The organism is Mycolicibacterium sichuanense (genome assembly GCF_033741125.1).
In the GTDB taxonomy this organism is placed as follows: Bacteria; Actinomycetota; Actinomycetes; order Mycobacteriales; family Mycobacteriaceae; genus Mycobacterium.
The window spans coordinates 25,290-51,266 of the sequence record NZ_JAWQPU010000003.1 but is presented as its reverse complement, the minus strand read 5'-3'; the positions used below and the strand labels follow the sequence as shown (position 1 = coordinate 51,266).

The window sequence follows — 25,977 nt, the reverse complement described above, 5'->3', positions numbered from 1 at the left end:
CCCGGTGACCCCCGTCGCCGCCCCCCAGAACCCGCTCCAAGTCCTTGGCACGATGGTGTCCAACGTCGTGAACTGGGTGCTCAGCCCGTTCATCGGTTCCGGTCCCACCTCCCCCGCCGAACCGCCGCTGGCGTGGTCGCTGCTCGCGTTCGCCCGCCGGGAGTTCGACAACCTCGTCAACGCCATCACCGGGCGCGCCACCGCCTCCGTCACGGCCACCCCTGTGGACGTCACCAGCGTCTCGCTGGCCGCCGCGACGACCGCCCTCGCCCAGGCCGCGGTGAACGTACCCGCGTTCCCGCTGCCGGGCGCTCAACTGAGCCCGTCGACGCAGTTCGTCCAGTGGGTGACGGGCAACTACCAGACCGGCAACCCACTGATCGCCGACACCCTCAACCGGTTCGGGATCAACGGCACCGACGTCGGCGTCATCTGGGACAACGGCATGGTGGACGACCCGTCGACGCCGTACGACGAGCACCAGGTGTTGATGGCCTTCGGCGATACGTTCAGCGGTGCCAACATGACCGGGAACTGGCGCTTCAACGTGCTGCTGCGCAGCGCCGACACCGTGCTGTCCGACGGGATGACCATCCCGAACGGAGAGTGGTTCAACGGCAACATGTTTGGTGGCACGCCATTGAGCAGTCCGACCACCGCGCGGCAGATCATCCACCCCGACGGCCTGCCCGCCGGCATCACGCTGATCCCCACCGCGGGCATCTCCCTGCCAACTCCCGGCACGCAGTTCGGCGTGACCCAGTACGTGAACTTCATGTCGGTGACCAACTGGGGCGCCCCTGGCACCTGGACGACCAACTACTCCGCGATCGCGTACTCCACCGACAATGGCGAGAACTGGAAGGTCGCACCGACGTCGGTCCGGTACAACGACCCCTGGAGCGGCAACGCGAACTTCCAGCAGGGCGCCTTCGTCCGGCCGGGCGACGGCTACGTCTACAGCTACGGCACGCCGAACGGCCGCCAGGGCGCCGCATACGTCTCGCGCGTGGCGGAGAAGGACATCCTCGACACCACCAAGTACGAGTACTACAGCGCGGGCACGGCCGGCGGCTGGTTCGGCTGGGGCGCGACGCCCGCGGGGTGGTACAAGAATCAGCCCGCGAAGGCCTCGGCGGTCTTCGGCCAGGACACCGGCGCGTGCGGCGTCGCGAATCCGGGCAACCAGGTCAGCGAGATGTCGGTCCAGTACAACAAGCAGCTCAAGAAGTACGTGGTGCTCTACGGCGACCAGTTCAACAACATCGTGATGCGCACGTCGGATACCCCGCAGGGCGGCTGGTCGGCGGCCAAGGTTCTCATGGGACAGCAGTCGGGCGGCATCTACGCACCGATGATGCATCCGTGGTCGCCGTCGACGATGGGTACCGGTACCGACCTGTACTGGAACCTCTCGCTGTGGTCGCAATACAACGTGATGCTGATGAAGACCGACCTCACCAAGGTGTAGCCGATGATCGTGCGCTGGGGTGTCGTCGGAACGGTCGCGGTGGCCATCGCGGCGACCATGTCGATTCCTGGTGCGGTGGCGACGGCCTCTCCGGCCACCCCGTGCACCGCCGAACTCGACGGCGCGATGACCTGGCCCACCGGGGCCAGCGCGCCGCTGGTCTGTGCGGGCAACCAATGGCAGCCGGTGACCGACCCCTACCCGACGAGCGACCAATGGGTCAGCGACGGGTCCACGATGACGTTGCACGGCCAGGGCAGACCCAATCCCAATCTGCTGTCCGGCAATTGGACCGCCACCCCGCTCGACCCCGAGACACGTTGCGAGGCAACCCAGCTCGCGGTGATACCGGGCAGTCCGACCGTGGGCGCCCCCCGCGTGGATGGTGCACCCGCCGGTCAGCCCCTGACGCTTCAGGTGGTGCCGGTGCTCTTCACCATCGAGATGCGCGGGGACTGCCTCTGGCAGAAGGTGCGGTAACACCGTGGCACGGGCTCCCGATAGCCTTGTTGACGTTTGCTGACCAACCACGAGACGGGGGACGACGATGAATTCCGCGAGGTTCGCTGCGGCGCTACTGGTCGCCATCGGCACATCGAGCGCCCTGGTCGTCGCCGCACCGGCGCAGGCCGACCCCACCGACGAGCAGACCGCGCAGCTCGATCAGACCTTCCTCAACGCCGTCAGCGACAAGGGCGTGAAGTTCAAGACCGACGCGGCCGCGATCGACCTGGCCCACTCGACGTGCGATGTGCTGGTCCGCACCAGCTCGGTCGAGAACGCACTGCGCCACATCCAGAACGAAACCGAATGGAAGGATCTGAAGAAGATCCAGACGTTCGGCAGCCTCGCGGTACGCGCCTACTGCCCGACGGCGCTGCCCAAGCAGTAGCCCACCCTGCTACTCCCGGTCGGCACGGCCTGGAGTAGAAGTTGACCCATGGACATCGGTTTCATCGGACTGGGCAACATGGGTGCGGGCATGGCCGCGAATCTGGTGGCGGCAGGGCACCGCGTCACCGCGTACAACCGCTCCCGGGACAAGGTCGATGCGCTGGTCGCCAAGGGCGCCCAGGCGGCCGGCAGCATCGCCGAGGCCTGCGGCGGCGAGGCGGTCGTCTCCATGCTGGCCAACGACGCCGCCGTCGAGGCGGTCGCCTTCGGCACGGACGGCATCCTGGCCACGCTGCCGAAGGGTTCCGTACACGTGTCCTCGTCGACCATCAGCGTCGCACTTGCGGAGCGCCTGGCCGCCGCCCACGCCGAGGCGGGGCAGGGCTTCGTCACCGCACCGGTATTCGGCCGGCCCGAGGCCGCGGCGGCCGCCAAACTGTTCGTCGTGACTGCCGGTGATCCCGTTGTCACACGATCACTTTCACCCATCTTCGACGCCATCGGCCAGCGCACGTTCGTGGTCTCCGAAGACCCGACCGCGGCCAGCTTGATCAAGCTCAGCGGCAACTTCCTGATCGCATCGGTCATCGAATCACTCGGTGAGGCCATGGCGCTGGTCGCGAAGGCGGGCGTCGACAAGGAGCAGTACTTGGAGATCCTCACCTCCACCCTGTTCGGCGCACCGGTCTATCAGACCTATGGCGGGCTGATCGCGCGCGACGAGTTCGAGCCCGCCGGTTTCGCCGCCACACTTGGGCTCAAGGACGTCCGCCTGGTGCTCGCCGCAGGCGACGAGCTGCGGGTGCCGCTGCCGTTGGCCAGCCTTCTGCGTGATCGCTTCCTGACCCTGCTGGCCACCGGTGGCGAGCATCTGGACTGGGCCGCGGTCGGCGCGCTGTCGGCGTGGGAGGCCGGCGGCAAGGGTCCCGTCGGGTAGCGGCCGTCAGGCCTTGCCGGTGCGCTCGCGGTGCGCGCACCCAGGCCAGCAGCACGGCCGTCGCTTGCCCTCCTCCAACTCCTCCTGCGTCCGGCGAATGCGCCGTTCACGCGTCTTCTGCTGCTTGGCGTCCTCCACCCAGCAGATGAATTCGTTGCGGGCCAGCGGGGTGATGTCGTTCCAGGCCTCCAGCGCGACGGCGTTGTCCGCCAACGCCGCTCGCAGATCGGCTGGCAGATCGTGGACCACGCCGCCGGCAATCTCCCGCGCGCTCACCCCTGCAGGGTAACTGGCCGATGTCACGCCTTGCGGTAGGACGGCGGCAGCGGCATCCTCAGTGCTGCCATCACCTCGCGCAGCCGACTCGGGTAGTCGGTGATGATGCCATCGGCGCCGGCCTCGATCTGGGCCCGCATTGCCCCGGGATCGTCGATGGTCCACGGGATCACCCGCAAACCGCGATCGTGGGCCCGTGCGACGAAGTCCCGGTCGGCCACCAACCGGAAGCCCGGATCGGCGGGTATCTGACCGTAGGGCACCGAGTATCCGGGCGAGAGGATGTTCGCGCCGACCATGGTGGCCGCCTCGATCGGATCGGGCACCGTAGCGGGATCGATCCCGCTCAGCCAGGGTGACCCTGGCGCGAAGGTGGTTTCGTCCCACAGGGCCACCAGCGGGATCGACGGTTCGGCCGCGCGCACCATCGGCAGGGTGCGCCAGTCGAAGCTCTGGATCTCCACCGCGCCGGTCCTTCCGGCCGCGCGCACCGCCGCCAGGATGACGTCGACGAACTCCGCGGGCGTGGCCGACTTGGCGGGCTGGTCCGCCTCGACCTTGGTCTCGACGTTGAAGCGCACCGGCGCGCGGTACGAGTCCGCCAGCGCGAACACCTGGGGCAGCGTCGCGATCCGGTTGCCGGGGACGACCTCGGCGTCCGGGAAGCCCGCGAGACGCTTGCCGCAGTCGAGGGTGCCCAGCTGCGCCGCGGTCAGGTCGACCACCAGCTTGCCGACGTACGGGAACTGCGGATCGCCGGGCGTCACCGGGGCCGTGTCGGAGCACTTGTCGGCCTGGATGACCGGGTCATGCCAGACCATCGGCTGCCGATCCCGGGACAGCACGATGTCCAGTTCCAATGTGCTGACCCCCAATTGGAGGGCCTTGGCGAATCCGCGCAGGGACTCCTCGGTGGTCTCCCCCCGACCGCCCCGGTGCGCCTGCAGATCGAACGGCGCGGGATCTGGCCCGGGATCGGCGACGGCCTGGGTGGCGGGAACGCCGGCGGCCATGGCGGCGGCGAGCGTCAGGGCGCCAATGGCGCGCCGGGGCGAGGACTTCGATCGGTAGCGGGGCACGCCCGCAGGCCTAGCACCGCAAATCGACCACGGCATGGCGATCGCGTGAACGCGGGTCCCTGCGCGGGGTGGGTCGGGCGGTCACTCCACGACCCCGCGCAGACCGTCGGCGCCGAACAATGGCTCCAGCATCGACGAGTAATCGGGTCCCCGACGCACCAGCTGACCACCATCGACGTTGATGACCTGACCGGTGATCCAGCTCGCCGCATCACTGAGCAGGAACACCGCGGCGTTGGCGATGTCGGTGACCTCGCCCACTCGCGGGAGCGGCGTGCTGATCCGGTAGTCCTCGCTCAGCTCGGGTGATTCCAGCACCATCGCCACCAGGTCGGTGCGGATCAGGCCGGGCCGGATGGAATTCACCCGAACCCACGACGCCCCGAGCTCGTCGGCACCCAGCTGCATCATGTGATCGATCGCGGACTTGCTGACGCCGTACGCGCCGAACCATCGGTGGGTGTTGCTGGCCGCGATCGAGGAGATGCCGACGAAGGACCCGCCCCCGCTGCGCACCATCTCCCTGGCGCTGTGCTTGAGCACGTACATCGTGCCGTTGACGTTCAGGTCCACGGTGCGCCGCCACGCCTCGGAGTCGATCTGGGTGATGGGTCCGATCGTCTCGGACCCGCCAGCGCAGTGCACGACGCCGTTCAGCCTGCCCCGCCACGCCGTGGCGACTTCGACCATGCGACTGACCTCGTCCTCGGCGGTGACGTCGGCGGATTCGTAGATCACCGCCCCCCGACCCTCGCCGGCCACGAGCTCGTCGCGCGCGGCGCTCAGGCGGTCGGCGTTGCGACCGACGAGCACCACGTCGCCCCCTGCTGCGAGTACCGCCGCGGCGACGCCCTTGCCGATGCCACTGCCACCACCGGTGACCACGTACGTGCGATCCGCCAACGAAAGCTGCACCATTGCCCCCTCACGAGTGAACTAGAACACGTTCCAGTCATGGAACCATGGGTGTGGGCCGGGCGCCGGCGCGGGGCGCCGGATCATCGCCTCGTCCGGCACAGCCGTCCCGAAGTCGACACACAGAAACCGTACGAGCGCACCACAATCTGTCGAGATTGACGCCAGATCCTCGCCCTATCAGCGTATTCTCTAGACGGCAGTCGACCGTGGCCCGACGGCTCACCTACAGAAAGCGTGGCGATGGCAAACCTTCAGATCTCTTCAAGACGACTGATCCTGGCCGGCGGGTTCGCCGTCGCAATCGCCGCCGCACCCGCCGTGGCCGCATTCGCCGTGCCCGCCGTCGCACCGTCGTTCGGAGCCTGCCCCAATGGGGAGACCGAGGACATCTACACCGACGTGTGCACCCCGGACATGGTGCCGAACTCGCCGGCGCAGGGTAGCCTGCCGTCGGTCAGCGGAATCCCTTGCACGGGTGCGAATTCCGGCCAGTGCATCGGCTTGTCCGAAGACGCCCCGCAGTACGTGCCGCCGACCTCCTCGGTCGGGTCGAGCCCCACGGTCACCGGTTCGACGAACTAGCCGAGGGCGACACGCACTTTCAGGGAACCCTCGGTAACTGCGCAGACTGCGGGCAGCGTCCCTACAATCCACGCATGCCACACACCGAGTTCTCAGCACGTCGCCTGCTCATCGCGGGCGGATTCGCGCTCGCCGTGGCCACCGCGCCCGCGGTGGCTGCGTTCGCCGCCCCCACGGTAGCGCCGGGTTCGCCCATGGCGGACTGCGCCTCGGGCGAGGACGCGGATCAGTTCACCGGTGAGTGCGTGCCGTTCGTCGTGCCCAACTCCCCGGCGCCGTTCACCACGCCGGCGGGCAACCCCGACATTCCGGAGATCGACGGCATTCCGTGCACCGGACGCGACTCGGGTGCGTGCATCGGCCTGTCCGAGGACGCCCCGCAGTACGTGCCGCCGACCTCCTCGGTGGGATCGAGCCCGACCGTGACCGGCTCCACCAACTGACCCTCCGGGCGCAAGGGTTCTCCGGGAACCTGCGGAACTGGTGCAGATTTCCTGTAGCTTCCCTACAATTCTCGCGATCAGCCGTCAATTAGCTCGGTAACAACAGAAAGCGTGACCATGGCGCCCCTCGAATTCTCTGCACGACGAATCATCCTTGCCGGCGGATTCGCACTCGCGCTGGCCGCCGGTCCGGCGGCCGTGGCCTTCACCGTGCCTGCGGTCGCCGGTGCCGAGCCAGCGGCGTCGTGCCCGACCGGTGAGGAAGAGGACCTGTACAGCGGTGCCTGCCTGCCTCACACCGTGCCGAACTCGCCGACCAACAACGGTTACCCCGCGTCTCCGGTCAGCGACAATCCTGGCTCGCTGCCGTCCGTCGACGGCGTCCCCTGCACGGGTGCGAACACCGGTCAGTGCATCGGCCTGCAAGAGAATGCTCCCAAGTTCGTGCAGCCGCCGACGAGCATCGACGGCGGATAAGGCCGATCTCACACGGGGGCGCTCGCCAAGTCGCCTAGAGTCGTGACATGGCTGCTAAACCAGATCCCGCCGAAATCGGCGACGTCGAGCCCTTGGCCGACAGCACTGCCCGCCAGGCCCGACGCGTCGTCGCGGCCTATGCCACGGACGCCGACGAATGCCGGGTGTTCCTCTCGATGCTCGGCATCGGACCGGCAAAGCTCGAGGCGTAGGTGAGTTCGGGGGAAGGCCAACCAGCTGACTCCGACCTCAGCGCGGAGGGTGACTCCGACTTCGTCGTGGTGGCCAACCGGCTGCCGATCGACATGGAGCGGCTGCCCGACGGCACCACCTCCTACAAGCGCAGCCCTGGTGGGCTGGTGACGGCGCTCGAACCGCTGCTGCGGCGGCGTCGCGGCGCGTGGATCGGCTGGCCGGGGATCACCGACGAGACCACTGGACGAGCCGACGAACCAATCTTCGAGGACGATCTCGAGATGCGGCCGGTACGCCTGTCGGCCGACGACTTCGCCGAATACTACGAGGGCTTCTCCAACGCCACGCTGTGGCCGCTGTATCACGACGTGATCGTCAAGCCGATCTACCACCGCGAGTGGTGGGACCGCTACGTCGAGGTGAACCGCCGCTTCGCCGAAGCCACCGCGCGCGCCGCAGCCCACGGCGCCACGGTATGGGTGCAGGACTACCAGCTGCAGCTGGTGCCGAAGATGCTGCGCATGCTGCGGCCGGACCTGACCATCGGCTTCTTCCTGCACATTCCGTTCCCTCCGGTCGAGCTGTTCATGCAGATGCCCTGGCGCACCGAGATCATCGAAGGTCTCCTGGGCGCCGACCTGGTCGGCTTCCATCTGCCGGGCGGCGCGCAGAACTTCATGATCCTGGCGCGACGACTCGTCGGCGCCAACACCTCGCGCGGCAGCGTCGGGGTGCGGTCTCGGTTCGGTGAGATCCAGGTCGGGTTCCGCACCGTCAAGGTGGGTGCGTTCCCCATCTCGATCGACTCCGCCGACCTCGACGCCAAGGCACGCAACCGCGTGGTCCGCCAGCGCGCCAAGCAGATTCGCGCCGAACTCGGCAATCCGCGCAAGATCCTGCTCGGTGTCGACCGCCTCGACTACACCAAGGGCATCGACGTCCGGCTGCACGCGTTCTCCGAATTGCTCGACGAGGGTCGCGCCGACCCGGCCGACACTGTGCTCATCCAATTGGCTACCCCGAGCCGCGAGCGCGTCGAGAGTTACAAGGCGATGCGCGAGGACATCGAGCGTCAGGTCGGCCACATCAACGGCGAGTACGGCAAGGTCGGGCATCCCATCGTGCACTACCTGCATCGGGCCCTGCCGCGCGATGAGCTGATCGCCTTCTTCGTGGCGGCCGACGTCATGCTGGTGACGCCATTGCGGGACGGGATGAACCTGGTGGCCAAGGAGTACGTGGCGTGTCGCAGCGACCTGGGCGGTGCCCTGGTGCTGAGCGAGTTCACCGGCGCCGCAGCCGAACTCAGACAGGCCTATCTGACGAATCCGCACCACCTCGACGGAGTCAAGGACGCCATCGAGGCCGCATTGGAGCAGGCCCCGGAAGAAGGCCGGCGCCGGATGCGGGCGCTGCGCCGCCAGGTCCTGGCCCACGACGTGGACAGGTGGGCGCGCGCGTTCCTCGACGCCCTCGCCGCGACGAAGGACGCGCCTAGATCGGCGTGATGTTCTTGATCCGCCAGTCCTGGCCGATCCTTTGGTACTCGACACGCAACCGGCTGCCGTCGTAGAGCGGCTGCTTGGTCTTGTCGGTGAGGACCCGGTTCATGAACACCATCACCGATCCCGAATCGCGATGGGCGTCGAGGACGCCGACGCCGACGACGTTGACCTGGCTGATGATCTGCCGGTCGCGCGCCGCGGGGATCACGTTCTTGGTGGTGTCGTCCTCGTACTCGCGGCGGAAGTCCGGCGTCAACAGCTTGTAGGCATCGGTCCGACTGCGCTCGATGGTCTGGAAGTCGAAGCCGAGGATCACCGGGATCTGTTGGGCCGCCAACGCGGGAAGCTCGGCCCTGGTCTGCTGCTCGCCGTCGCGCTCGACGCGGTCCCAGTACAGGGTTCCACCAATGCCGGCCAGCGCGATGAATCCCGCCGCGAAGAGCAGGCCGACCAACACGACCAGCGTGGAGCGCAGGCGGCTCATCAGTTGCCTCCGTCGGGGTACTTCAGGTCGTAACCGGTCATGTGGCCGTTGTCGTCCTCGTGCACGATGACGCGCAGCCGGTACGGCTTGGACGGCGAGTTCACCCCGTCGAGGTTGGTCACCGTCACCCGCACCGATACCAGCACCGAGGCGTTGTCCGCGGTGTCGTCGACCTTCTCCAGCGCGGCGCCATTGATGACGGCTTCCGAGCTCGCGTTCGTGTCGCGGAAGATGGCCTTGAGATTCTCGACGTTGTTGCCCTGGCTCATCATGTCGCGCAGCGGTCCGCTGATGCCGTTGACGAACCGGTTCACGCTGTCGTCGATGCTGTCCTGGGTATAGCTGAACATGTTCACCACGGTCTGCTGCGCAGTGTCCACGAATCGCTGGTCGCGGGCGCCCTCGGCCTCGGCGTGGCGCTGCTGGGCTAGCAGCACCCCCACCGCGGCGGCCAGTACCGCGACCAGTACGGCGGTGATGCCCAGCGCCAGGCCGGCGACCAGCGTGCGGTGCGGCTGCCGGCGCGGCGGCGGCCCAACCGGTTTGACCGGTTTGCCCTTCGCCGTGGTCGGGGTCTCGACGACCACCGCCACCGGCGCGTCCGGGATCACTCCCGCTGCCGGGCCCGCCGCTCGCGATGCCCGCCTGCGCGTGGCAGCCTTCGTCACCGAATCCGGTGTCTCACTCACTTACGCCTGCCTCGGATCCAACATCAGGTCGACCCACGTCTCCGCCGGGTTCACCTTGTCCATGCCATCGGCGTAGACGCCGGTCCCCCCAGCGGGGTCGACGAACACACCGGTCTTCGAATCGTACGTGGCGGTCGCCGGACCCTTCGCCTGCGGAGGCGTCGCCTCCGAGGGCACCAGCGGTCCCTGGCCCGGGGGCAGCACCGCGGGCGCAGGCGCGTCCGCCGGGGGCGGAGCGTCGGGAGCCGGCCTGGCGTACGGCGGCACGATCTGATCCGGCGGTGCATAGAACGGCAGCGGGGGCGGCGGCGCGCCGGGATCGCTCGGCGGTACGGGCAGTGGGAACGGCGCGTTCGGGGCGGGCCCTGGCCCAGGCGGTACACCCGGCGGTAGCTGCACGACCGGCGGCCCGGGGTCGTAATCCGCCCCGGGCGGGATGTTGGGGAACTTGTTGGGCGGCGTGATGTTCCGGTCGTTGGTGACCGGCGTGCCGTAGGGCACCGGCGGCCCGCGCCACGGGTTGCTGCCAAGCGGCACGTAGCCGCGCGGGTCGCGGCACAGCTGGACGGTGGGCGCCCGCTTGCCGGGGAACTCCTGGCACGGGTAGTTGCGGGCACCGCGCACCACCGACGGATCGTTCTGGGCCGTCTTGCAGTACAGGTCGGTGGGCAGGTCGCGCAGCGTGGTGTCACCGGGCGAACGGATCAGCGGCGGCGGGATGAAGCCAGTGGAGCAGGGTGGCGCGTCGCCGAGATCGACCTTGAAGTCCAGCTTGCCGCCCTCGTCAGCCGGCAGACCGCCGCCGACGGTGATCAACGCCGCCATCAAGGCAGGGAAGATGACCAGCGCCTGCTCGATGGACTTGTGGTAGATGACGCCGATGCGGCCGACGTTGGCCAGGTTGGCTGCCAGCATCGGGAAGTTGGGCCGGATGCCCTCGAAGGTGGTGTTGGCCGACTGCGCGGCTCCCGGCACGTTCTGCAGCACCGACCGCAGTCGTGGATCCGCCTTGGCGACCTCGGTGGTGAACCGCGCCAGCCCGTCGGCCAGTGACTTGATGTCGTCACCGCTGCGAATCTGCGAGTCCAGGAAGTTCCCCGCCTGGTCGATCAGCTGCGAGGTCTGGCCGTAGTTGGAGTTGGCCTCGTCGATCAGCAGCCGGGAGGACTGGATCAGCCGGGAGAGTTCGGGACCGGACCCGTTGAACGCCTTGAACGTCTCCCGGAGCAGGTCCTGCAGGCGGGTGTTGCCGATGCTGTTGACCAGCGAGTCGGCTTGCGCCAGCAGGGCGCCGATGTCCTGGCCGACCGCGGTACGGTCGACCCCGATGTGAGAGTCGTTGCGCAACAGGTTCTTCGAGGGCTGTTTCGGTGGCACCAGGTCGATGTACTGCTCGCCGACGGCCGAAACACTCTTCACCGTCGCGGTGACGTTGTCCGGCACCGGGGTGTCGGTGTTCAGGCGCATGGTGGCGACGACGCCGTCCTCGCCCAGACCGACGTTCTCCACCCGGCCGATCGTCACACCCCGGTAGGTGACGTTGGCGTTCTCGTACAGGCCGCCGCCGGCTCTGAAGTCGGCGGTCACGTGATAGGCACCGAGCCCGACCGCAGCGGGCAGGTGCAGATAGAACGTGGAGATCGCCCCCACGCAGATGACCGTCACGATCGAGAAGATCGTCAGTTGCAGACGGGTCAGTCGGGTCAGCATCTAGGGCTTCCCCCCGTCGTGCTGGGTGGCGGTGCCAGGCGGGATCTTGAACGGATCGGCAGCCTGGCCGGACAGGTTCGCCATCGCCCCGGTCAGGAAGTCCGGCGGGTTGATGACCTCGTCGAGGTGCTTCATGTTGGGGTCGAGGCCCTTCGAGGTGGTGAACACCGACTCACCGGTGCGCCGCACCGTCAGGTCGAAGGTGACGAAGACGTTCAGATAGTCGCCGCGGACCGCGTTGCGCAGGTACTTGTACTGGAACGGGAACGTCGGCAGCAGCTCCAGATCGGAGATGAAGTCGTCGACGTTGTCGTTGAATGCTCTGATGACCGGGTACAGGTCCTTGAAGTCGGCGGTGAAGTCGTCCTTGATTCCCGAGAGCACGTGCGCGCCGACGGTGGCGAACGTCCGCAACGCCGCGAAGGCATCGACGATGTTGGCGCGGTTGTCGTTGAGCACCTTCAGCGCTGCGGGCAGCGAGTCCAGAGTCCGGCCCAGGCTGTCCTTGCCGCGCGCGAGGATGCCCGCGAAGCGGTTCAACCCGTCGAGCGCGAATACGATGTCGTTGGTCTGCTGCTGAAGGGACGTAGTGAGCTCGGCCAGCCGCGGGATGAGATCGGCGAACTGGCCGGAGCGACCAGCGACCGCCGCATAGGTCTCGTCGGTAATGTCCTGCAGCGCACCAAGATTACCCTTGTTGACCACGACGCCGAGCGAGGACAACACCTCTTCGGTGGTCGGATAGCGTCCGGTGCGCGACAGCGGGATGGTAGCGCCGTCGCGCAGCCTGCCTTGACCGGATCCGTCGACCGGCGGTGCCAGGTCGATGTGCTGCGAGCCAAGCAGGGAGGTCTGCGCGACCCTGGCCGTGGCGTCCTCCGGCAGGTTCACGTTGCCCTCCAGCGACAGCTTGACCGCCGCGAAGAAGGAGCCGTCGGGACGCTGCCTGGCCTCGATGCCCGAGACGCTGCCGACGGTCACGTCGTCGATCATGACCGGGGAGTTCTGGGGCAGGGTGGCGACGTCGGGCAGCTCAACCGTGATGGAGTACGACCCGCTGCCGTGCCCCGCGGTGCCGGGCATGTCCAGGGAGTTGAGGCCACCGAAGGCACACCCGGCCAGCAGCACCGCACCCGAACCTATCGCGACGGTGTTGCGTCCGGCGCGCAATACCTTGCGGTGCAACGTCTTCGCCGTCTTCACCTAGCCACCCCCCGACTCGGCGGGCAACGGCGGACCTGGCGGCGGTCCCGGCAGCGGACCGCCACCGTCCGGCGCGGGTCCCGGCGGTGTCGAGTAGCCCATTTGCGGCGCACCGGCCTGGGAGACCTGTCCAGGAATCGGCGGCGGCGGCAACAGCAGGTCGCTGATCCGGCCGTCGGCGCCGACCGTCGGCGGGGTGACCCCGGGGGCCGGCTGCCACTGCAGGTACGGCACGGGGGTCTGGGCCTTGGCCTCGGTCTCCGGGGTGTCGTAGATGATCTGACCCTTGTACGCCGTGATGCTGTTGATGGGGTGGAACAGGATCGGCGGGTAGTTCACCGCAAGGCGCTTGAAAACGGGACCCATTCGTTCACGGCAGATCTCGGCACGCTTGTAGTTGTCGGGGGAGGCGCCGACGTCGAACGTGCCACCGCAGATGAACTGCACCGGGTTGGCGAAGTTCGGCAGCGACAGCAGACCACCGACGGTGCCCTGAGCCGGGTTGTAGATGTTGTAGAAGTTCGCCAGGCCGTTCGGCGTGATGTGCAGGACCTGTTCGATGTCGTCGCTGTGCTCGGTGAGGATGTTGGTGAAGTCGGTGAGCTTGCCGATCTGCCCGATCAGCGCCTGGTTGTTCTGGTCGAGGAAGCCCTTGACGTCGGCGAGCGCCTGGTTGAGCGTGCCAAGGGTCTGGTCCAGATCCTTGGAGCTGTCCGCCAGTACCTGTGACACCGAGGCGACGTGGTTGGAGAACTGCACGATCTGCTCGTTGCTGTTGGCCAGCGCGTTGACCAGTACCTGCAGGTTGCGCACCGTGCCGAACAGGTCGGTGCGGGAATCCCCGAGCCGGCCCGCGGTCTGCGACAGCTCGCGCAAGGCATTGCGGAAGGAGTCGCCGTTGCCGTCGAACGTCTCGGCGGCCTGGTTCACGGCGGCCGCAAGCGGACCCTGCACGTCGCCCTGCGATGGCCCGAGGGACGCGCTGAGCTGCGTCAGCTGCTCCTTGACGTCGTCCCATTCGACCGGAACACCAGTGCGGTCGAGACCGATCTGAGCGCCGTCGGCCAGCGTGGGCCCGTTCGTGTAGACCGGGGTGAACTGAATGAACCTGGCCGACACCAGGTTTGGCGCGATGATGATGGCGCGCGCATCGGCGGGCAGCTTGACGTCGCCGTCGACGTCCATGGTCACCTTGACGTCTTCGGCCCGGGGCTCGATCGCGGTGATCTTACCGACGGGGACGCCGACCACACGGACGTCGTCACCCGGGTACAGGCCGACCGTGGACGGGAAGTACGCGACGACGCGGTGTCCCGCGCTCGAGGGCCACAGCACGTACGCGCCGCCAACCAGGGCGACGACGAGTGCCGCGACGACGCCGAAGCGTAGCCACCGGTTCCTGGACTTCGTCGAATTCTCGTTGCTCATGGCGACTTCGGCCTGATGATCATCCGCTCGGAGATGAATCCGCGCAGGTAGTCGGCGAGGCTGTCCGGCAGCTTGCCGGGCTGGAAGTAGGTGTCCAGCAGGACCTCGGACAGCGTGGCCGGAGGCAGACCGTAGAGGTTGATGTTGAACCCGGGGCCGTTGCCGACGACCTCGCCGAGCGCCGTGGCATAGGGCGGCAGCCGCTTGAGGGCCTCCCCGATGTGCTCGCGGCGTTCCAGCAGGTTGTCCAGCACCGCGTTGAGCTTCTGCAGAGCGGGGGCGAACTCGCGCTTGTTGTCGGCGACGAATCCGGAGAGCTGTTCGGAGACACCCTGGATGCCGCCGATGAGCGTACTCAGCGCTTGACGCTTCTCGTCGAGGGCGGCGAACAGCAGGTTGCCGTCGGTGATCAGCTGGTTCACCTGACCGGCCCGTTGCGCCAGCGTGTCGGACACCTTCTTGGCATGTGCGAGCAGCTGCTCGAGCGCTTCGTCGCGCTGGTTGAGGCTGCGCGACAGGTTGGCCACGCCATCGAGCGCACCCCGCAACTGCGGGGTGGCATCGCGCAGCGTGGCTGTCAACGTCTGCAGTGCCTGCTCGAACTTCGGCTTGTCCAATTCACCGACGTTCCCACCGAGGTCCTGCAACGCGGTGTTCAGCGTGTACGGAGTCGTGGTGCGGCCCAACGGAATCACCGTCGAGCTGCCGGCGCCCTTCGGCGTCACCGCCAGTGACTTCTGCCCGAGCACGGTATCGGTCTTGATCGACACCAGCGACTGATCACCGACCCGGATCTTGCGGTCGACGTTGAACTTCACCAGGGCGGAGTCACCCGCCAGCTCGACCGAGGCGACCTTGCCGACCTGGATGCCCGAGACGCTGACGTCGTTGCCCGGGGTGATGCCACCGGCATCGGTGAAGTAGGCCTCGTAGTTCTTGCCCTGCGGCCAGAACGGCAGCCCGGTGTACCCGAAGGACACCAACACCAGGCACGTCACCAGGGCGATGCCGAAGATGCCCGTGCGGACGGGATCGCTCTCGCCGGATCTAGCCATTCTCCGAACACCTCCCCTTCGACGGATCGGGTGGACCACCGAACGGAATAAGGATGTCGCTTCCCGCGGGACCGTTGATCTTCATGCGGATGGAGCAGTAGTAGATGTTGAAGAACGATCCGTACGCGCCAAGGGCGTTGAGCCGCAGGTAGTTCTCGGCCAGTGGCTCGATGACCTTGTTGACGTCGGCCTTTCGCTCTTCCATCCGCTGCGCGAACGGTCGCAGGTTCTCGATGACGCCCTGCACGGGACGCCGGCTGTTGGTCAGCAGCTCGGTGAGGTCGTTGGTCGCCGAGGCCAGCGGCGGGATGGCACCCGCCACCGGGTCGCGATTCTCGGCGAGACCCGTGATGAGCTTTTGCAACTGGTCGACGGCGGCATCGAACTGCGCACCCTTTGCGTCGACCGTGCCGAGTACCGCGTTGAGGTTGTTGATGGTGTCCCCGATCAGCTGATCACGGGCCGCCAGATCCTGGGTGAACGACGACGTACTGGACAGCAGCGTCGCCAGTGATCCGCCCTGCCCCTGCAGCAGCTCGATGATCGCGTTGCTCACCTCGTTGATCTTGTTGCCGTTGAGCCCCTTGAGCACCGGCCGCAGCCCGCCGAGCAACGCATCGAGGTCGAGCGCTGGTTGCGTATTCGACTCGGGGATGGTGGCACCCGCCGGAAGTTTGCGCAATTCGCCTGGTCCCGAGGTGATTTCGAGATAGCGGTCACCAACCAGGTTTTGATACCGGACGACCGCCCTGGTCGAGGTGTACAGCTGGTAGCGGTCGCTGACGTCGAACGTCACGTCGACGGTGTTGTCGGCGTTGAGCGCGACCTTGCCCACCGACCCCACCGGCACGCCCGCGATGCGCACGTCCTGTCCCGCCTTCAGCCGGGACGCCTCGGCGAAGGTGGCGTGGAACGTGTTGCCCGCGGTGAAGCGGAACTGTCCGAAGACGACCACCAGACCCGCAGCCACCAGGAGCATGACCACGGCGAAGATGCCGACCTTCAGCGGCGTCCGATCGCGCCTCATCTAGAAGTCATCCCTTTCCGCGAAGGCACCGTGGAACAGGAACTGCAGGGTCGACGGGGCGTCGAATTGCAGCTCGGTGTTGGGCTGGTACGGAATGTAGGCGTTGTCGGTCACCAGGAACGGGGTGTGATACCACGATCCGCCGTACTGCTTGGTCGGAACATTGGGCAGGCCACGGCAGTTCGGACCGCCGGAGGCGTTGACCATCGGCAGGCTCTCGGGATAGGTGTACGCCGGTGCCCCGGGAAGGAAGTTCGATGCCACGAACAGACCGGGGCGCACACCGCCGATGACGGGTGCGAACGTGTCGAGGGCCTTCTTGGTGCCCGTGAAGATGCACCCGAGTTCCGGCGAGTAGTCGCCGAGCACCTTGAGCGGGGCCCGCAGGCGCTGCACCGCGGCGATCAGGTCCTCGGCGGCGGGCTGCAGCGTCGCGGTGCCGTTGTTGGCCAGACCCGTGGCGGCCAGCAGGGTCGCGTTCAGATTGTCCTGTTGATCGACGATGGTGTTGCTGAGCGTCGGGGTGTTGTCGAATACCGTCACCAGGTCGGGTGCGGCGTCGGCGTAGATGTTGCCCACCGCACCGGTCTTCTGGAAGACCTGCTGCAGTTCGGGAAGCTTCGGATTGAGTTGCTGAAGATAGGAATTCAACCCCGCCATGGTGGCCCCGAGATCGTCACCGTTGCCCCGCAGCCCTTCTCCGAGCGCGCTGAGCGTGGCATTCAGGCTGATCGGGTCGACCTTCTGCAGCGTGTCGGTCAGCGACTGGAAGAGCGTGTTGACCTCGAGTTGCACGTCGGCGGCGTTGACCTGCGTACCGGGCCGCAGTGAACCCTCCGGCTGGTCGGGCGGCAGGAACTCGACCGACTTCGCGCCGAAGACCGTGGTGCCGCCGATGCGCACCTTCGCGTTGGCCGGGACGTAGCGCATCTGACTGCTGTCGACCGCGAGCACGAGCTTGGCGTGGTCGCCGGCGTATTCGATCGAGGTGACCCTGCCGATCTGGATTCCGCGGTACTTGACCTTGGCGTCGGTCTCCATCACCAGGCCGGCCCGCGGGGCGGTCACCGTCACGGCGTCGGTCCTGGTGAACGCAGCCGTGTAGGACAAGTAGGTGAAGACGATCGCGGCAGCCACGACAGCCGCGAGGATCGCCGCGGCGATCCTCACATGGCTGCGCTTGGCGTCACCCATTCGTCGTCCCCGCTAGCCCGAGAGGTTGAAGTTGCCCGACGCGCCGTAGACGGCCAGGGAGATGAACAGGGTGATGGTGACGACCACGATCAGCGACGTCCGCACGGCCTGGCCGACGGCGATGCCGACGCCGACGGGTCCGCCGGATGCGTTGTAGCCGTAGTAGGTGTGCACCAGCATGACCGCCACGGACATGACGATGGCCTGCAGGAACGACCACAACAGATCGGTCGGGACCAGGAACGTGTTGAAGTAGTGGTCGTAGAGGCCAGCGGACTGCCCGTTGATGAAGACGGTGGTGAAGCGCGCGGCGAAGAAGGCGGCCAACACCGACAGCGAGTACAGCGGCACGATGGCGATCAGGCCGGCGATGATCCGGGTCGACACGAGGTAGGACACCGCGTGCACGGCCATCGCCTCCACGGCGTCGATCTCCTCGGCGACCCGCATGGCGCCCAGCTGCGCGGTGGTGCCCGCACCGATGGTCGCCGCCAGCGCGATGCCCGCGATCACGGGCGCGACGATGCGCACGTTGAGGAACGCCGATAGGAAGCCGGTCAGCGCCTCGATGCCGATGTTGCCCAACGACGAGTAGCCCTGGACGGCGATGACTCCGCCGGAGGCCAGCGTCAGGAAGGCGGCCACGCCGACGGTGCCACCGATCATCACCAGAGCGCCTGCGCCCATGGTCATCTCGGCGATGAGCCGGATCGTCTCGCGGCGGTAACGCGTCAGTGCGTTCGGGATGTAGCGCACCGACTCGCCGTAGAACAGGGCCTGCTCCCCCACGGCGTCGACCGCTCGGGGCACGCCGCTGAAGAACCGCCGGATGCGCAGGGTGGCGTCGTAACTCATGCGGCTGCGCTCATCGTGCCAACACCCGGACTCCGACCGCCGTCAGGATCACGTTGATGACGAACAGGCAGATGAAGGCGTAGACCACCGTTTCGTTGACCGCGACGCCGACGCCCTTGGGACCGCCCTTGACCGTCAGGCCGCGATAGCACCCGACGAGCCCGGCCATCAACCCGAAGAGCAGGGCCTTGAACATGGCGAGCACCAGCTCACCGAGTCCGGTGAGGATGGTCAGCCCGTTGATGAAGGCGCCCGGGTTGACGCCCTGCAGGAACACCGAGAAGACGTAACCGCCTGAGATGCCGATCGCGCAGACCAGACCATTGAGCAGCAGCGCGACCAATGTCGAGGCCAGCACGCGCGGCACCACCAGGCGCTGGATCGGGTCGATTCCGAGGACGCGCATGGCGTCGATCTCCTCGCGGATGGTGCGGGCACCGAGGTCTGCGCAGATCGCCGTTGCACCGGCCCCCGCGACGACGAGCACCGTCACCACCGGGCCGAGCTGCGTGATGGTGCCGAACGCGGTTCCGGCGCCGGACAAGTCGGCGGCACCGAGTTCGCGAAGCAGGATGTTGAGCGTGAACGCCACCAGCACCGTGAAGGGGATGGCGACCAGGAGCGTCGGGATGAGCGAGACGCGCGCGATCATCCACGTCTGGTCGAGGAACTCGCGAAATTGGAACGGCCGGCGCCACATCTTGACGAAGGTGTCCAGGGACATCTCGAAGAAACCGCCCACGGCCCGGGCCGGAGCCGAGAGCTGTTCGATCAACCTGGGCTCCGTTCTTGGGACGGGTGGCCGATGGGTGTTGGCGAATAGTCGTCGACTATGGCCCGCAGGCACCCGTCAAACCGTTGGTCAAGCGTTGCTCTTAGTGAGCCGGCTCATATTAACTAGAACACGTTCGCAGTGTCAAAGAACCGCGAAATCGGTAGTCGGAGAGTTATCTGCGCTGGTCAAGCCGGGTGTATCGAAGATCATTCTGGAACGTGTTCTAGTACGTCGGACCGGCTGACAACCGAGACTGTCAGTCTCGCGAAGTCATCAACTCGGTGGCGGAGAATCCGCGTTCCGGGTCACGATCAGCAAAGTAGTCGGCCAGCACGGGCCCGAGCTCGCCTGCGGCCCAGGCGTCCGATTCCGCGGTGAAGTGGCGCTCCGCCGTGGGTGCCGCCACCAGCGTCACGGTCGGGCCATAAACGATGAACAGCTGCCCATTGACCCCTTCCGACGCAGGCGACGAGAGGAACTGTACGAGGGTGACGACGTGCTCGGGGGACAACGCGTCGACCTGACCCTCGGGCAGTGCGGGCGCATCCCCGAAGACGTCGGCAGTCATCGCCGTCCTCGCCCGTGGTGCGATGGCGTTGGCCCGCACGCCATAGCGGCCGAGGGCGCGGGCCGCAGTCAGCGTCAGCGCGGTGATCCCCGCCTTGGCCGCACCGTAGTTCGCCTGCCCGACCGGGCCCGCCAGGCCCGCCTCGGAGGAGGTGTTGACGATGCGGCCGTAGACCGAGCCGTCACTCTGCTTCGCCTTGTCCCGCCAATACGTCGCCGCGTTGCGGGTGAGCAAGAAGTGGCCGCGCAGATGCACCGCGATGACCGCGTCCCAGTCCTCGTCGGTCATGTTGAACAGCATCCTGTCGCGGGTGATGCCCGCGTTGTTGACCACGATCGACAGCCCGCCGAGGCCGTCGGCGGTGGCGATCAGTTCGTCGGCGGTGCTGCGGGCGCTGATGTCCCCGGCGACCGCTACCCCCTTCGACCCGACCGCGGCGATCTCGTCGAGCACGTCGGACCGGTCGAGTGCACCCTCGACGTCGTTCACGACGACCGTCGCACCGGCCCTGGCAAGACCGATGGCCTCGGCGCGGCCCAGCCCGGCCGCGGCTCCCGTCACCACCGCAACCCGGCCGGACAGATCGGGGGCACTGGGGTTCGACATGTTTCTCCTCGCCTGCGGGGTGGTCATCTGGTGAATGCCTCTAGTCCTTGCGGAGCAGGGCGGCGCGGGGACACTCGGCGATGGCTTGCTCGGCCAGGTCGACCTGGTCGTCGGGCACCGGGTCGGCCTTGAGCACGGCGTAGTCCTCGTCATCGAGGTCGAACAGGTCAGGGGCGATGCCAACGCACACCGCGTTGCCCTCACAACGATCGCGATCGACTTCCACTCGCATGATGACCTCCTCGCAGTTCGGTGCGGATGCTCCGCCCGCAGTCGGCCCAGGATAACCGCGCCTGGATTCCAAGACTAGAACGTGTTACAACCGGGGAAGGCCACGGGTACCTCCGCGCGGTGCGCGACGGACGCAACAGACAGGAATCAACGATGCGGATCGGCTACAGCCCCGAACAGGAGGAGTTGCGTCGCGAGTTGCGCTCGTACTTCACCAAACTGATGACCCCCGAGCGCGCCGAGGCGCTCAGCGCGGGTGACGGCGGTGAGATGGGACGTGGAAACGTCTACCGCGAGACCGTGGCTCAGATGGGCAAGGACGGCTGGCTCACGCTGTCGTGGCCCAAGGAGTTCGGCGGCCAGGAGCGCACGCCGATGGAGGGCCTGATCTTCAACGACGAGGCCGCCATCGCCAACGTGCCCGTGCCGTTCCTGACGATCAACAGCGTGGCGCCGACGATCATGGCCTTCGGCACCGAGGAGCAGAAGAAGTTCTTCCTGCCCAAGATTGCGGCCGGCGAACTGCACTTCTCCATCGGCTATTCCGAGCCGGGAGCCGGCACCGACCTGGCCTCGCTGCGCACCACCGCGGTGCGCGACGGCGACGACTACGTCGTCAATGGACAGAAGATGTGGACCAGCCTGATCGCCTACGCCGATTACGTCTGGCTGGCGGTGCGCACCAACCCCGAGGCCAAGAAGCACCGCGGCATCTCGATGCTGATCATGCCCACCACGGCCGAGGGTTTCTCCTGGACCCCGGTGCACACGATGGCCGGCGTCGACACCAGCGCCACCTATTACCAGGACGTCCGGATCCCGGTGAGCAACCTGGTCGGTGAGGAGAACGCCGGCTGGAAGCTCGTCACCAACCAGCTCAATCACGAGCGCGTCGCCCTGGTCTCCGCGCAGCCGATCTTCCTTGCGCTCGACGCCGTGCGGGAATGGGCGCAGAACACCAAGGACGCGCACGGCAGGCGGCTCATTGACTCGGAATGGGTGCAGCTCAACCTCGCTCGGGTGCACGCCAAGGGCGAGGTACTCAAACTGATCAACTGGGAACTCGCGTCGGCCACGGATGCTGCACCGTCGCCCGCCGATGCCTCGGCAGCCAAGGTGTACGGCACCGAGCTGGCCACCGAGGCCTACCGCCTGCTGATGGAGGTGCTGGGAACCGCCGCCACGCTGCGCACCGGCTCCCCCGGTGCGCTGCTGCGCGGCCGCATCGAGCGGATGCACCGGTCGTGCCTGATCCTCACCTTCGGCGGCGGCACCAACGAGATCCAGCGCGACATCATCGGCATGGTCGCCCTCGGCCTGCCCCGAGTCAACCGGTAAGGGAAGCGGAGACTTCACATGGATTTTTCAGCACCTGAGGCCGCGAACGACCTTGGCGGCCTGACGCGTTCGATCGTCGACTCGGTCTGCACGCCGGACCGGCAACGCGAGCTCGACCGGCTTGACGAGCGCTTCGATCGCGATCTGTGGACGAAGTTGATCAGCGCCGACGTCCTGTCCACCACCGCACCGGAGACGCTCGACGGCGGCGGTTTCGGCGTGCTCGAGGAGGTGGCCGTCCTGGTCTCCCTGGGGCGTCAGATCGCCGCGGTGCCATACCTCGAGTCGGTGATGCTCGCGGCCGGAGCGCTGGCCAAGTTCGGTTCCAGTGCACTGCAACGTGATTGGGGTGCGCCCGCGGTCAAGGGCGAGAAGGTGCTGACCGTCGCCTTCGACGGCGAGATGGGCCAGGGGCCCGTCCAGGCCACCGCGTCGGGTTCGGGCTACCGGCTCACCGGCACCAGGGCGCAGGTTCCGTATGGCCCGGTGGCCGACGCGTTCTTGGTGCCCGCCGAATCCGAGGACGGTACCCACGTCTTCCTCGTCGCGGCAGGCGACCCAGGGGTCACGGTCGAGTCCCTCGACACCACGGGCCACGGCAGCGTCGGCCATCTGGAGCTGCAGGGAGCGGATCTCGATCCGAGTCGGGCCGTCGGCGGTGACGAGGTGCTGTCCTGGTTGATCACCCGGGCTGCGCTGGGCCGCAGCGCCTTCCAGCTCGGCGTGCTCGAGCGGGCGTTGGAGCTGACCGCCGAGTACGCCAGGGAGCGCGAACAGTTCGACCGCCCGATCGGCAGCTTCCAGGCAGTGGGTCAGCGACTCGCCGACGGTTACATCGACGTCAAGGGACTGCGGCTGACGCTGACCCAGGCGGCCTGGCGGCTATCGGAGGAGCTGCCCGCCGACCTCGAGGTGGGCACCGCCGCGTTCTGGGCCGCCGAGGCGGGACATCGGGTGGCGCACACCGCCGTCCACGTGCACGGTGGAGTTGGCATCGACGTCGACCACCCGGTGCACCGGTACTTCCTGGCCGCCAAGCAGAACGAGTTCGCAGTCGGCGGTGCGACCGGCCAGCTGCTGCGCATCGGCCGCGAACTGGCCGAGACACCTGTCTGATCGGCCCGGGGCGAGCGAGGCAGGGTGACCGACGACCACGACCCCACCGTCAGTGACCTCCTGACACCGCTGCTCGACGTCACCGATCGCGGGGTTTACGAGGGTGATTCGTTCGTCAGCTGGCGCGATCACCTGCGGGACGGCGCGCAGCTGGCGGCCGCCCTGCGGGCCCGTCTCGACCCGGCCCGGCCACCGCACGTCGGGGTGATGCTGGGCAACACCACGTTCTTCTCGTCGCTGCTGGTGGCCGCGGGCCTTACCGGTCTGGTTCCGGTCGGCCTGAATCCGACCCGGCGGGGTGCAGCGTTCGCCCGTGACGTCGCCAAGGCCGACTGTCAGGTCGTGCTCACCGACGACGCCTCCGCCCTCGCCGACGGCGTTCCGGCCGGAGTCGCGTGCATCGACGTCGAATCCCCGCAGTGGGCAGCGGAGTTGGCGTCTCACCACGGCGCTGCGGTGACGTTCGCCGACCTAGCACCCGACGATCTCTACATGCTGATCTTCACCTCGGGTACCAGCGGTGAGCCCAAGGCGGTCCGGGTCACCCACGACAAGGTGGCCTTTCCCGGCACCATGCTCGCCCAGCGATTCGGACTCGGCCGCGACGACACGTTCTACCTGTCGATGCCGCTGTTCCACTCCAACGCGATCATGGCGGGATGGGCGGTGGCGGTGGCCGCCGGCGGGTCGATCGCGTTGCGGCGCAAGTTCTCCGCCTCGCAGTTCATTGCCGACGTTCGGCGCTTTCGCGCGACCTACGCCAACTACGTCGGCAAGCCCCTGTCCTACATTCTGGCCACGCCGGCCCGCGACGACGACGCCGACAACCCGCTGCGCTTCATGTACGGCAACGAGGGTGCACCGCGGGACCTGCCCCGGTTCGCCAAGCGGTTCGGGACCCTCGTGGTCGACGGGTTCGGTTCCACGGAGGGTGGCATCTCGGTTGCCCGCACGCCCGATACCCCGGACGGGTCACTCGGTCCGCTCTCCGACGAGGTCGCAATCGTCGACGTCGAAACCGGTGCGCCGTGTCCCCCTGGCAAGGTCGGCGAACTGGTCAATCCCGCGGGCCGTGGGTGGTTTCGCGGGTACTACGGTGACGACGCCGCCGAGGACGAGCGCATGCGCGGCGGGATCTACCACAGCGGTGACCTCGCCTACCGCGACGAGGCGGGGTTCGTGTACTTCGCCGGCCGCCTCGGCGACTGGATGCGGGTCGACGGCGAGAACCTTGGCACCGCACCGATCGAACGGGTGCTGCTGCGCCACGACGACGTCCTCGAAGCCGCCGTCTACCCGATCCCCGACCCCGCCGTCGGCGACCGGGTGATGGCGGCGCTGGTGCTGACGCCGGGTGCGACGTTCGACGTCGAGCAGTTCACGACCTTCCTGGCCGGCCAGGGTGACCTCGGGCCGAAGCAGTGGCCGAAGTTCGTCAGGATCAGCCGCGCCCTGCCCCGCACCGAGACCTTCAAAGTGCTCAAGCGCGTGCTGTCGGCCGAGGCGCTGGACTGCCGCGACCCGGTCTTCCCGATTGGCTAACGTGGCGGCATGGGTTATCGCGAGACCCCGCCGCCAGCCGGACTGGAAGACCTCGTCGAGACAGCGTGGCGGGCAGACGGCGGCGTCGCTGACGGTGGGTCAGGACAGCGGGGCGAAGAGATCCACCGTGATGCCGTCGGGATCCTCGACGGTGGCATAGCGCTGCCCCCACGGGGCGTCGAACGGGGACAGCACGCCGGGATGTCCTGCCGCGACCAGTCTTTGGAAGACCTCGTCGACCTCGGCCGCAGTGTTCATCCCGAACGCGACCGCCACCCGGCCCGCCCCGGCCGGTGGTGACCATCCCGGATGCATGCCCGCGATGACCTCCTCGATGTCGAACGCCAGCGTGTAGCCACCGGGCAGCGCCACCTCCACGTGCTCACCGGCATGTTCGGGTACCGGCAGACCGAGCAGCCGGTAGAACGCCAGCGACGTCGCGATGTCGCGGGCCACGATCTCGACGACCACGGATGTCACTTCACTCATGGGTGCAACGCTAGGTCCGGTCGGGCGTCGCGTCGTGAACGAATCGGACAGCCACGAGCGGCCCCGAGTCGTCCAACTCGCGCGGCGAATCAACGCCGTTGAGCTACGCTTCGCTCCGGAATGGACGATCCCATGGGCTCGCCTGGCAGTCTCCGACAATCACGACATCGAGTACGAGGAGTCAACCCCATGAGAACGTCGACACTCGCCGGTGCGGCCGCCGCCGTCACTGCCCTTGCCGTCGTCCTGACCGGCTGCGGCTCGGACACCAAGCCCTCGGCGTCTGGCAGTTCGAGCAGTTCGTCCACCAGCGCCACGTCCACGAAGGCGACGGGCACCGAGACCACCGCGCCCCCGGCGGCCGGCGCGAATCAGACGATCGCGGACTACATCAAGCAGAACGGCATCCAGGAGACCGGGATCAAGATGGGCGATCCGAACGCGCCCGCGGTCAACTTGCCCGTCCCCGACGGCTGGCGGGCGCTGAGCCCAGAGGAAGCCCCCAACTACGCGTACGGCGCCATCGTCTACACCGGCGACGAGTTCAAGAGCGACCCACCCAACATCGTCGCGCTGATGTCCAAGCTCACCGGAAACGTCGACCCGCAGAAGATCATCGACCTGGCCCCCGGTGAACTCAACAACCTGCCGGACTACAAACCCGGCAACGAAGGCGAGACCAGCACGCTTGGCGACTACCCGGCCTACGTGCTGGGTGGCACCTACACCCGCGACGGCGCCACTCGCTTCATCGCCCAGAAGACCGTCGTCATCCCAAATGCCGACGGGCTCTACGTCCTGCAACTCAACGTCGACGGGCCCGACGCCGCCGGCGAAGTCCTCGGTGCCGCCACCGAGAAGATCGACACCGACACCACCATCGGCTGAGC

29 protein-coding genes are annotated in these 25,977 nt (G+C 67.4%); 13 read left to right on the top strand and 16 right to left on the bottom strand.

Annotated features, from left to right (window positions below):
* Positions 1-4 precede the first annotated feature (4 nt).
* The 4 genes from SBI80_RS10560 to SBI80_RS10545 all read left to right on the top strand — a co-directional run bounded on the left by SBI80_RS10560 (position 5) and on the right by SBI80_RS10545 (position 3,302).
* On the top strand, positions 5-1,471 hold the full coding sequence (locus SBI80_RS10560; protein WP_318974456.1) for a glycoside hydrolase family 183 protein: 1,467 nt from the start codon (positions 5-7) through the stop codon (positions 1,469-1,471).
* A 3-nt stretch (positions 1,472-1,474) separates the two neighbouring features.
* On the top strand, positions 1,475-1,951 hold the full coding sequence (locus tag SBI80_RS10555) for a hypothetical protein (RefSeq protein ID WP_318974455.1): 477 nt from the start codon (positions 1,475-1,477) through the stop codon (positions 1,949-1,951).
* A 67-nt stretch (positions 1,952-2,018) separates the two neighbouring features.
* Positions 2,019-2,363 carry a DUF732 domain-containing protein gene (locus tag SBI80_RS10550; RefSeq protein WP_318974454.1) on the top strand — a complete coding sequence of 115 codons (345 nt, stop codon included), beginning with the start codon at positions 2,019-2,021 and terminating at the stop codon, positions 2,361-2,363.
* Between the two features lie 48 nt (positions 2,364-2,411).
* A complete protein-coding gene (locus tag SBI80_RS10545) occupies positions 2,412-3,302 on the top strand; it encodes an NAD(P)-dependent oxidoreductase (RefSeq protein WP_318974453.1) in 891 nt (296 codons plus the stop codon).
* Positions 3,303-3,308: 6 nt separating this feature from the next.
* Here SBI80_RS10545 and SBI80_RS10540 read toward each other — a convergent pair whose 3' ends face one another.
* The 3 genes from SBI80_RS10540 to SBI80_RS10530 all read right to left on the bottom strand — a co-directional run bounded on the left by SBI80_RS10540 (position 3,309) and on the right by SBI80_RS10530 (position 5,572).
* Positions 3,309-3,578 (bottom strand): YdeI/OmpD-associated family protein, encoded by a 270-nt coding sequence (locus SBI80_RS10540; protein WP_318974452.1) that lies wholly within the window; start codon positions 3,576-3,578, stop codon positions 3,309-3,311.
* 23 nt (positions 3,579-3,601) lie between these two features.
* Positions 3,602-4,591 (bottom strand): glycerophosphodiester phosphodiesterase family protein, encoded by a 990-nt coding sequence (locus tag SBI80_RS10535; RefSeq protein WP_318975206.1) that lies wholly within the window; start codon positions 4,589-4,591, stop codon positions 3,602-3,604.
* Positions 4,592-4,738: 147 nt separating this feature from the next.
* Positions 4,739-5,572, bottom strand: a complete 834-nt coding sequence (locus SBI80_RS10530) for an SDR family oxidoreductase (protein WP_318974451.1) — start codon at positions 5,570-5,572, stop codon at positions 4,739-4,741.
* A 243-nt stretch (positions 5,573-5,815) separates the two neighbouring features.
* Here SBI80_RS10530 and SBI80_RS10525 point away from each other — a divergent pair, with 243 nt between their 5' ends.
* The 5 genes from SBI80_RS10525 (at position 5,816) to SBI80_RS10505 (ending at position 8,780) form a co-directional block, all read left to right on the top strand.
* Positions 5,816-6,157 carry an intersectin-EH binding protein Ibp1 gene (locus SBI80_RS10525; protein ID WP_318974450.1) on the top strand — a complete coding sequence of 114 codons (342 nt, stop codon included), beginning with the start codon at positions 5,816-5,818 and terminating at the stop codon, positions 6,155-6,157.
* A 74-nt stretch (positions 6,158-6,231) separates the two neighbouring features.
* Positions 6,232-6,600, top strand: coding sequence for an intersectin-EH binding protein Ibp1 (locus SBI80_RS10520; RefSeq protein ID WP_318974449.1), 369 nt, complete (start codon positions 6,232-6,234; stop codon positions 6,598-6,600).
* Between the two features lie 117 nt (positions 6,601-6,717).
* A complete protein-coding gene (locus SBI80_RS10515) occupies positions 6,718-7,077 on the top strand; it encodes an intersectin-EH binding protein Ibp1 (RefSeq protein WP_318975205.1) in 360 nt (119 codons plus the stop codon).
* Positions 7,078-7,124: 47 nt separating this feature from the next.
* Positions 7,125-7,289 (top strand): hypothetical protein, encoded by a 165-nt coding sequence (locus SBI80_RS10510; protein ID WP_170312574.1) that lies wholly within the window; start codon positions 7,125-7,127, stop codon positions 7,287-7,289.
* Positions 7,290-8,780, top strand: coding sequence for an alpha,alpha-trehalose-phosphate synthase (UDP-forming) (locus tag SBI80_RS10505; RefSeq protein ID WP_318974448.1), 1,491 nt, complete (start codon positions 7,290-7,292; stop codon positions 8,778-8,780).
* On the opposite strand, the gene SBI80_RS10500 is transcribed toward SBI80_RS10505, so the two are convergent.
* The 12 genes from SBI80_RS10500 to SBI80_RS10445 all read right to left on the bottom strand — a co-directional run bounded on the left by SBI80_RS10500 (position 8,767) and on the right by SBI80_RS10445 (position 20,603).
* Positions 8,767-9,261: a mammalian cell entry protein gene (locus tag SBI80_RS10500; RefSeq protein ID WP_318974447.1), complete on the bottom strand. Its 495-nt coding sequence runs from the start codon at positions 9,259-9,261 to the stop codon at positions 8,767-8,769. The genes SBI80_RS10505 and SBI80_RS10500 overlap by 14 nt on opposite strands.
* On the bottom strand, positions 9,261-9,950 hold the full coding sequence (locus tag SBI80_RS10495) for an Rv1363c family protein (protein ID WP_318974446.1): 690 nt from the start codon (positions 9,948-9,950) through the stop codon (positions 9,261-9,263). The genes SBI80_RS10500 and SBI80_RS10495 overlap by 1 nt, the downstream gene beginning before the upstream one ends.
* Positions 9,951-11,660, bottom strand: a complete 1,710-nt coding sequence (locus tag SBI80_RS10490) for a virulence factor Mce family protein (RefSeq protein WP_318974445.1) — start codon at positions 11,658-11,660, stop codon at positions 9,951-9,953.
* Positions 11,661-12,845, bottom strand: a complete 1,185-nt coding sequence (locus tag SBI80_RS10485; RefSeq protein WP_413232708.1) for an MCE family protein — start codon at positions 12,843-12,845, stop codon at positions 11,661-11,663.
* 18 nt (positions 12,846-12,863) lie between these two features.
* Positions 12,864-14,291, bottom strand: coding sequence for a virulence factor Mce family protein (locus SBI80_RS10480; protein ID WP_318974444.1), 1,428 nt, complete (start codon positions 14,289-14,291; stop codon positions 12,864-12,866).
* On the bottom strand, positions 14,288-15,346 hold the full coding sequence (locus SBI80_RS10475; protein WP_318974443.1) for a virulence factor Mce family protein: 1,059 nt from the start codon (positions 15,344-15,346) through the stop codon (positions 14,288-14,290). Before SBI80_RS10475 ends, SBI80_RS10480 begins: the two co-directional genes overlap by 4 nt.
* Positions 15,339-16,373, bottom strand: a complete 1,035-nt coding sequence (locus SBI80_RS10470) for an MCE family protein (protein WP_318974442.1) — start codon at positions 16,371-16,373, stop codon at positions 15,339-15,341. Before SBI80_RS10470 ends, SBI80_RS10475 begins: the two co-directional genes overlap by 8 nt.
* On the bottom strand, positions 16,374-17,567 hold the full coding sequence (locus SBI80_RS10465; protein ID WP_318974441.1) for an MCE family protein: 1,194 nt from the start codon (positions 17,565-17,567) through the stop codon (positions 16,374-16,376). It abuts the gene before it with no gap.
* Between the two features lie 12 nt (positions 17,568-17,579).
* The gene (locus SBI80_RS10460) at positions 17,580-18,422 is read right to left on the bottom strand and encodes an MlaE family ABC transporter permease (RefSeq protein ID WP_318974440.1); all 843 of its coding nucleotides are present in this window, start codon (positions 18,420-18,422) and stop codon (positions 17,580-17,582) included.
* A 10-nt stretch (positions 18,423-18,432) separates the two neighbouring features.
* Positions 18,433-19,197: an MlaE family ABC transporter permease gene (locus tag SBI80_RS10455; protein ID WP_318974439.1), complete on the bottom strand. Its 765-nt coding sequence runs from the start codon at positions 19,195-19,197 to the stop codon at positions 18,433-18,435.
* A 256-nt stretch (positions 19,198-19,453) separates the two neighbouring features.
* Positions 19,454-20,371 (bottom strand): 3-oxoacyl-ACP reductase, encoded by a 918-nt coding sequence (locus SBI80_RS10450; protein ID WP_318974438.1) that lies wholly within the window; start codon positions 20,369-20,371, stop codon positions 19,454-19,456.
* Positions 20,372-20,411: 40 nt separating this feature from the next.
* Complete coding sequence (locus SBI80_RS10445; RefSeq protein ID WP_318974437.1) at positions 20,412-20,603, bottom strand: ferredoxin; 192 nt, start codon at positions 20,601-20,603, stop codon at positions 20,412-20,414.
* Positions 20,604-20,755: 152 nt separating this feature from the next.
* On the opposite strand from SBI80_RS10445, the gene SBI80_RS10440 reads away from it, so the two are divergent.
* Genes SBI80_RS10440 through fadD17 form a run of 3 tightly spaced genes read left to right on the top strand, consistent with a single transcriptional unit; the run spans position 20,756 to position 24,598 of the window.
* Positions 20,756-21,940: an acyl-CoA dehydrogenase family protein gene (locus SBI80_RS10440; RefSeq protein ID WP_318974436.1), complete on the top strand. Its 1,185-nt coding sequence runs from the start codon at positions 20,756-20,758 to the stop codon at positions 21,938-21,940.
* Between the two features lie 18 nt (positions 21,941-21,958).
* Positions 21,959-23,056, top strand: coding sequence for an acyl-CoA dehydrogenase family protein (locus tag SBI80_RS10435; RefSeq protein ID WP_318974435.1), 1,098 nt, complete (start codon positions 21,959-21,961; stop codon positions 23,054-23,056).
* Positions 23,057-23,080: 24 nt separating this feature from the next.
* Positions 23,081-24,598, top strand: coding sequence for a long-chain-fatty-acid--CoA ligase FadD17 (gene fadD17, locus SBI80_RS10430; RefSeq protein WP_318974434.1), 1,518 nt, complete (start codon positions 23,081-23,083; stop codon positions 24,596-24,598).
* A gap of 99 nt (positions 24,599-24,697) precedes the next feature.
* Here the strand turns inward: fadD17 and SBI80_RS10425 are convergent, their stop codons facing one another.
* A complete protein-coding gene (locus SBI80_RS10425) occupies positions 24,698-25,087 on the bottom strand; it encodes a VOC family protein (protein WP_318974433.1) in 390 nt (129 codons plus the stop codon).
* Positions 25,088-25,276: 189 nt separating this feature from the next.
* On the opposite strand from SBI80_RS10425, the gene lpqN reads away from it, so the two are divergent.
* Positions 25,277-25,975: an envelope biogenesis lipoprotein LpqN gene (gene lpqN, locus SBI80_RS10420; protein ID WP_318974432.1), complete on the top strand. Its 699-nt coding sequence runs from the start codon at positions 25,277-25,279 to the stop codon at positions 25,973-25,975.
* Positions 25,976-25,977: the final 2 nt, after the last annotated feature.

What these genes read in the sequence shown, in the direction of transcription:
- SBI80_RS10555 (WP_318974455.1), top strand. Translation starts at nt 1,475, where the DNA reads ATGATCGTGCGCTGGGGTGTCGTCGGAACGGTCGCGGTGGCCATCGCG.
- SBI80_RS10550 (WP_318974454.1), top strand. Translation starts at nt 2,019, where the DNA reads ATGAATTCCGCGAGGTTCGCTGCGGCGCTACTGGTCGCCATCGGCACA.
- SBI80_RS10545 (WP_318974453.1), top strand. Translation starts at nt 2,412, where the DNA reads ATGGACATCGGTTTCATCGGACTGGGCAACATGGGTGCGGGCATGGCC.
- SBI80_RS10535 (WP_318975206.1), bottom strand. Translation starts at nt 4,591, where the DNA reads ATGGCCGCCGGCGTTCCCGCCACCCAGGCCGTCGCCGATCCCGGGCCA.
- SBI80_RS10525 (WP_318974450.1), top strand. Translation starts at nt 5,816, where the DNA reads ATGGCAAACCTTCAGATCTCTTCAAGACGACTGATCCTGGCCGGCGGG.
- SBI80_RS10520 (WP_318974449.1), top strand. Translation starts at nt 6,232, where the DNA reads ATGCCACACACCGAGTTCTCAGCACGTCGCCTGCTCATCGCGGGCGGA.
- SBI80_RS10515 (WP_318975205.1), top strand. Translation starts at nt 6,718, where the DNA reads ATGGCGCCCCTCGAATTCTCTGCACGACGAATCATCCTTGCCGGCGGA.
- SBI80_RS10510 (WP_170312574.1), top strand. Translation starts at nt 7,125, where the DNA reads ATGGCTGCTAAACCAGATCCCGCCGAAATCGGCGACGTCGAGCCCTTG.
- SBI80_RS10500 (WP_318974447.1), bottom strand. Translation starts at nt 9,261, where the DNA reads ATGAGCCGCCTGCGCTCCACGCTGGTCGTGTTGGTCGGCCTGCTCTTC.
- SBI80_RS10490 (WP_318974445.1), bottom strand. Translation starts at nt 11,660, where the DNA reads ATGCTGACCCGACTGACCCGTCTGCAACTGACGATCTTCTCGATCGTG.
- SBI80_RS10480 (WP_318974444.1), bottom strand. Translation starts at nt 14,291, where the DNA reads ATGAGCAACGAGAATTCGACGAAGTCCAGGAACCGGTGGCTACGCTTC.
- SBI80_RS10475 (WP_318974443.1), bottom strand. Translation starts at nt 15,346, where the DNA reads ATGGCTAGATCCGGCGAGAGCGATCCCGTCCGCACGGGCATCTTCGGC.
- SBI80_RS10470 (WP_318974442.1), bottom strand. Translation starts at nt 16,373, where the DNA reads ATGAGGCGCGATCGGACGCCGCTGAAGGTCGGCATCTTCGCCGTGGTC.
- SBI80_RS10465 (WP_318974441.1), bottom strand. Translation starts at nt 17,567, where the DNA reads ATGGGTGACGCCAAGCGCAGCCATGTGAGGATCGCCGCGGCGATCCTC.
- SBI80_RS10460 (WP_318974440.1), bottom strand. Translation starts at nt 18,422, where the DNA reads ATGAGTTACGACGCCACCCTGCGCATCCGGCGGTTCTTCAGCGGCGTG.
- SBI80_RS10450 (WP_318974438.1), bottom strand. Translation starts at nt 20,371, where the DNA reads ATGTCGAACCCCAGTGCCCCCGATCTGTCCGGCCGGGTTGCGGTGGTG.
- SBI80_RS10445 (WP_318974437.1), bottom strand. Translation starts at nt 20,603, where the DNA reads ATGCGAGTGGAAGTCGATCGCGATCGTTGTGAGGGCAACGCGGTGTGC.
- SBI80_RS10440 (WP_318974436.1), top strand. Translation starts at nt 20,756, where the DNA reads ATGCGGATCGGCTACAGCCCCGAACAGGAGGAGTTGCGTCGCGAGTTG.
- SBI80_RS10435 (WP_318974435.1), top strand. Translation starts at nt 21,959, where the DNA reads ATGGATTTTTCAGCACCTGAGGCCGCGAACGACCTTGGCGGCCTGACG.
- SBI80_RS10425 (WP_318974433.1), bottom strand. Translation starts at nt 25,087, where the DNA reads ATGAGTGAAGTGACATCCGTGGTCGTCGAGATCGTGGCCCGCGACATC.
- lpqN (WP_318974432.1), top strand. Translation starts at nt 25,277, where the DNA reads ATGAGAACGTCGACACTCGCCGGTGCGGCCGCCGCCGTCACTGCCCTT.